Annotated in this window: 2 protein-coding genes; one reads left to right on the forward strand and one right to left on the reverse strand. The window is 65.3% G+C overall.

The annotated features are described in order from the left end of the window. Positions 1 to 137 precede the first annotated feature (137 nt). Positions 138 to 638 (forward strand): hypothetical protein, encoded by a 501-nt coding sequence (locus tag AC07DW_RS33400; protein WP_478861375.1) that lies wholly within the window; start codon positions 138 to 140, stop codon positions 636 to 638. A 1,851-nt stretch (positions 639 to 2,489) separates the two neighbouring features. Here AC07DW_RS33400 and AC07DW_RS33405 read toward each other — a convergent pair. Further along, a complete protein-coding gene (locus tag AC07DW_RS33405; RefSeq protein WP_478861376.1) occupies positions 2,490 to 3,701 on the reverse strand; it encodes a cation:proton antiporter domain-containing protein in 1,212 nt (403 codons plus the stop codon). Positions 3,702 to 4,476: the final 775 nt, after the last annotated feature.

The raw sequence follows: 4,476 nt of genomic DNA on the forward strand, positions 1-4,476 counted from the left end.
CATCCTCCGACAACACCAGCTCGGCCATCGGCCGCCCCATCTTCGCCATGGAGACAGCTTACTAATTCAACGAATTCCCGGCGCAGGACACTAGCAGCGATTATAACCCGGATGAGGCAGGAATGATCATAAAGCGCATGTCTATGGCTGTGGCTTCGCTCGCCGGAGCGATTCTAGTTGCGGGGCTGGCCACGTCGACCGCCCAGGCGGCGCAGCCCCTCTCCGCGAGCGCCGATGAAAAAGGGAGCCCAACGGCGGAATATGCCACCAACGGGTATTACATTCGAAATGTAAGCGACAATACCCTTACCCTAAAGGGGATTCGCGAGCTTTATGACCCGATTCCTTGGCATGGGCGCCTAACGGGCATTTCAGCCGGGGACAAGATCGCTCCCGGCAGCTCGAAGTACTTCGAGATCGAGCGGTCTGTGTTTTACGGTGAGTGCACGGATGATTATGCCCTCGACCTCTCCGACGAAGACGGCGGAGGCTACTCTTTCGTGGCCGACGCGAACTGCTTGGGGTCTGATTTGGGGTCCGAGGTATACAAGAATAACACGCAAAATCGTGTTTGGGTGGTCCGCGCCCAGGCTACGGGACAGCAAACGACATTCTCAGTCGCCCGGCCTCAGGTGTAGCGGTAATCTTCTTTTATGGGCAGCGATCGGGTATCGACTCACGCCCAGCAGTCACTGACCACACCAAATCAAGATCAGCCGTTTATTAGCCTCGCCGTTTCGGTTGGGTACGGCAGCGGGTGAGGCGGGAACTCGAAAGTGCCTTCCTGACCTGGAACGATGAACGGAGAACACGGGGCATCTCCGCAGGTGAGGCTGTTGTCTGGCGACTCTCCAAACCAGCGGGATGCCCCGTCCGGCAGGCCACCGTCAACACTTCACCAACGCCCACCCGCAGGCCCTACAAGTGAAAAAGGGCTCTCCTGCTGTATGTGTGGGTCAGGCTGTTGAGGGCTGACCTCCGCGGAGTGTGGGGCGGGGGCCTGCGAGAGTGAGCGTGACGAGGGCGATGATGGCGTCGGCGGAGTGGAAGCCGAGCCTCTGCGGATGACCAGGCGCGTCTTGGTGTACTAGCCGCCTCAAGCTTCGCAGGAAACGGCGTGTTTCACGTATCAGCCAGCTCAGGGCACCCACACATACGGCAGGAGAGCCGGTTGTGTCGGTGGTGGGGCTGATGCTGGTGAGGCCGGAGTATGTTGTGCATCAGGCTGGTGCGGGTGCGGCTGGGAGTCGTCGTGCCTGAAGGTATTGGCGGGCTCCCCAGCCTAGTACTGCTTCGGCCAGGAGCTGCGGCAGTGTGCCGCTCCGGTGGTCTAGCTGTGTTACTGCTTGGCTGCAGTACCGGCATGTACTCAGGTGTTCCCTGACGTCGTCGCTGACAGTACGGGTCAGAGATGCCTCGAGCAGCCGTGTGTAATGACGGCAGTCCCGGCGGGGTGCGAGTGTGCCGTGCAGGATCATCAACTGGTTGCGAAGCACCCCCCGGCTGTGTGATGCGCGGAAAACGGCCGTGCCGGGTGCTGTGCCGAGCGGCAGTGCCAGTGACTGGGGATCTTCGCCTTCTACTTCGGTGTGCCACGTCAGGGTCTGTACCGTGGGCGGCAGGTTCGCGAACGCGCGGGCCATGAGGTGTCTTCCCGGTGGGTGTGTGGCAGTGCCCTCGTGCACAGCTTGCACGAGGGCAGGGTGCAGGCCGTCGCTTTCCAGCGCGGGTGACGGGCTGGTGTTCCGTATCCGGCGCGCCGCTGTGTCGCGGATGCTGCGCAGCAGGTGGGGGCGCAGAGCGGGCGGTGTGTTGTAGCGGGTGAGTTCTGTGTGGACGTGCCGGGCTGCTGCCCGGGCGAGCGTGTCGGCTGCGGCTTGCGAGGTCGTGCACACGGAGGCGTAGGCCTGCATCGCGTGCCAGTGGCGTGCCAGCAGGATGGCCATGGGGCGGTGGTCGCGGCGGCTTCTGCTTACCTGGGCCATCAGAGCGGCGTCGGACCAGTGTGTGAGCGGCGCGTGAACGGCGGCGCTAGGGAAGCGATGGGCTGGGCGGTGTCGCATCGTGGTCTTTCTGCGGGACTGGCGTGTGTGCAATGCCGTCACAGACGGGTGTCCGGGAACGCCGTGAATGGCTGGCCGGGGAGTGGTCCATATCCTTGCCTGCCTGCGTGAGCGGTGTCCGGGGGTTGCACAGAGGTGACCGGATAGTGACCGCCCCCGCTGACAAAATTCTTCATTCAAAGGTTGAATTGACGAAGGTAGCTGCAAGGGTTGGGTGATCCGGGACCGGTCTGGTGCAGGAGTTGGCCGTCCGGTGATTTTTCTGGCGGTCCTGGCGCCCTTATTTGAAGGAGGTGCCGACCAGGCTTGCGGGTGCGGCCAGGAGGACGCCGGTGACTGGTTTCTGCTGGTGTACTGCGGCGTCCCTTAATGCAGGGGCGGCGGTGTGCGGCCGGCGCGCAGTGCCTGCGGGTGTGCGCCAGGGGCCTATTCCAGATGGGGAGCGGGCTTGTGGTCCCTGCCGTACATCCGTCCCAGGGGTTCGGCACTGAGCCCGTGCAGGAGGATGCTCAGCGAGACGGTCATCACCATCACGTGGGTGATGAACTGGCCGCTCTGGGCGGGCAGATGGATGACGGCGAGCAGTCCGAAGACGATGGAAGTCACTCCCCGCGGTCCCATCCAGCCCAGGAAGAGTCTGTCGCCCAGGGAAAGGCCTGTTCCGTACAGCACGAGCACCACAGGTGCTGTACGGAACAGGAGGACAGCCGCCAGCGCGTACACCACCACGGTGAGCTGCGCGCCGTCAAAGAACTCATCACTGACGATCTGCCCGAAGACGAACCACAGGGCGATGGTCGTCAGCGCGACGACGTCATCTGTCATCTCCAGGGTTCCGGCGGGCAGCCGCCGGGCTGTGGGAGCGAAACAGACACCGGCGACGAAGGCGGCGACGAACCCGTTGCCGGCCAGCGCGACGGCCAGCGCGTATGCGGCCACCGGTACGGTCAGCACGCCCAGCCTCAGCGCGGAGGGCTGCGCCCACTTCCGTGCAGAAGCCTGGTGCAGGAGCCGGCCGGCTGCCCAGCCGACGGCGGTGCCAGCCAGCAGGGCCCAGGATGCTGCCTCCAGGGCGGCAAGGACCGCCTCCGCGTAATCGGGGCTTTTCTCGCGTGCTTCGACGCTTCCTGCACTGCAGAGCAGAAAGACCGGGGATACGATCCCGTCGTTGAGCCCTCCTTCAACGTTCAGTGTCTCGCGCAGCCGCTTGGGAATTCTCTTGTCCCTGACGACCGACGCTGTGGGCGCCAGGTCGAGGGGGACGACGACCGTGGCCAGGACAGCCAGTGTCCATGCGGGCTGCCCGGGGAAGAGGGCCAGTGCCACCAGGAACGCCATGCACAAGGAGACCGGGAGCGCGAGCCCCAGCAGACGCAGGACAAGTCCCTTTTGCCGTCCCAGAATGCCGCCCGGTACTTCGGTGGCATCGATGAAGAGCAGCAGGGCGAGGGTGACCTCCACGAGCCGCTCGAATGCCGGGGCCTCCAGGTTCAGGTGCCCGGGGAGCTCCGTCGCGGCGGACAGTGCAACGCCGGCGGCCATCATGGCGATAGGCGCGGTAATGCTCCATCGTGCCAGCTGGCGGCTCAGTATTACCCAGAGGAACAAGATGCCCGTGATGGCCGCGACGGCAAGCATGTGACCCGCTTTCGGCAGTGCGCGTACCTTCGCCCGATGGGTAGCTTAAGACTCCTGATACGGATAGCAGGTGCTTACCGGGTCCGGCGGCGCCGATGTCGTTCTCTGGCATTTTCTGGGCGGCCGGTGGCGAATGTGCGGCCCGCCTTCCCGGGGCTCTGCCCCGGAGGCGCCCGGCGATGTCCAGGGGCCACCAGAGGGGTTGCCCGGTGACCTGTCTGAGTACCTGACCCCGCGGCAGGCCCTCCGGCAGGTAAAGACAGCCTGGCTGTTCCATGGTGTGGTGAGGGGAGTGGCGGGCGGGACCCAAAGGCTGGAGTGACCTGGAGGTTTCTGCGGCCCGCCCCGCAGTGCCGGGAGCGGGCACGCCGCACGGGTTTCCCCGCCCGCGACCCTGTCCGGGAGGCGGACCAGAGGCGGTCATGGCCAGCCGCCCGGCAGTGCAGAAGGCCGGTTACCCTGTTTGCGCCCCGCCTCGTGGCCGCCAATACCAAGACGTGGCCGATGCCATCCCGGTCTGCTGACATCACCACCCTGAGCGCATTCGCCGCTCGGCGCGCCACCGCCCACGCCAGGGCGGCGCCGCGTGCGCGTGCGGCCCGCCACTGTGGCGCGCGGGGCTGTGTTGCCCGTCCCGGGCACCGCCCGCCCTGCGCAGGCACTCGCCAGGCAGGTGTGGGCGAGCAATGCTCAGAACCTGTGGATCGGCCGGGGGCGGGGTGCCTCGTGGGATGCGGAGGGCGTACCTTCCCGGGTGATCGACTCAAGGTCACCA

Source organism: Streptomyces sp. NPDC045701, assembly GCF_056432045.1.